This window comes from Streptomyces sp. NPDC049915 (assembly GCF_040656475.1).
In the GTDB taxonomy this organism is placed as follows: domain Bacteria; phylum Actinomycetota; class Actinomycetes; order Streptomycetales; family Streptomycetaceae; genus Streptomyces.
The window spans coordinates 4,000-5,080 of sequence record NZ_JBFAMH010000063.1 but is presented as its reverse complement, the minus strand read 5'-3'; the positions used below and the strand labels follow the sequence as shown (position 1 = coordinate 5,080).

General features: G+C 72.0%; 2 protein-coding genes. Both read right to left on the bottom strand.

Annotated features, from left to right (window positions below; translation table 11 throughout):
* On the bottom strand, positions 1–245 hold a 245-nt coding region (locus AB0J12_RS39340; RefSeq protein ID WP_363269615.1), incomplete at its 3' end, for a hypothetical protein.
* A 371-nt stretch (positions 246–616) separates the two neighbouring features.
* Positions 617–934 carry a hypothetical protein gene (locus AB0J12_RS39335; protein ID WP_363269614.1) on the bottom strand — a complete coding sequence of 106 codons (318 nt, stop codon included), beginning with the start codon at positions 932–934 and terminating at the stop codon, positions 617–619.
* Positions 935–1,081: the final 147 nt, after the last annotated feature.

Here is a 1,081-nt window from a genome sequence, read left to right as displayed (position 1 = left end):
GGGCACCCCGCTACGACGTCGGCAAAACCGTCAAACGCCCAGAGACCCTCAAGGCCATCGGCAAGCCCGGAAGATCTTGGTAGATAAAGAACAAGCTGAAGAGAGGCGCCGGAGGCAATGCGTGCGTCGGCTTCGATGACGCCTTCAGCCTGTCCAAGTGCGTCGCTGATGCCGTCGAGGCGAGCGTCGTGGGAGATGTCGTCGCCGGGGCCTCCGTAGCCGATGTGGCGGTCCGTCACGACCATGCGCAGGGCTGTCAGGGGGATGCCGAAGCGGTCGGCCCGACTTCCAGCTTCTGTTAGGACCTCTTACACCGCCAGCACCCCGCTGCGCAGCGCACTCCTCATGCGCTCCATGCCACTGTGGTACCGCTTCGACCTCGACCCTGTTTGGGTCACCGGCCACCCCACACGCCCGGACCGGCTCGTCTGGGACGCCCGCTCCGATGCTGACCACGATCAGGTGGTTGAGCTGCTGACGCGCTCCGCGGCCCGCATCCCAGGCGCCGTCTACCGTGAGAAAGCACCCTGCTCCGGGACTCTTCAGCTCGGCTCCGGCCGCGCAGCTGATCAGCAATTGCTAGGGGCCCGGCAGCCGGTCTTCAGCAGCGGCCTGACTAGTCGATTCGCGCGGTGGCCGTTCCGCGCCCACGGCGTCGTCGGCGTCCTCGGTTGCGGCGACGGGTCGTGCGCAGCCGTCCTGCACGCAGCCGGGCCGCGGCCTCCGGGGCCTTCTCGGACAGTTCCACGAGAGCTGGATGCGGGGCGGGCGGGACGTAGGGTTCGGAGGCCGCGACGCGGTGGCTGTCCGCGCCGGGCCTGCCGCCGTAGCGCCCCAGGAAGCCGGACTGGGCCAGCGCGGCGAGGCCGGTGGCCGCGGTCGCGGCCCACTGCGCGGGCCCCTGGGGCAGGCGGTCGACCAGCGCCGCGCCCACGAATGCGAGCTCCCCGGTGAGAAGCAGCACCCCGGTGGCCGCCAGACAACTCCGGGCGGTGGGGGGCCGGCGGGGGGGGCCCCCCCCCGGGGAATGGGGGGGGGGGGGGGGGGAGAGACGGGGGGGGTGGGGGGGGGTGTGGGCGGG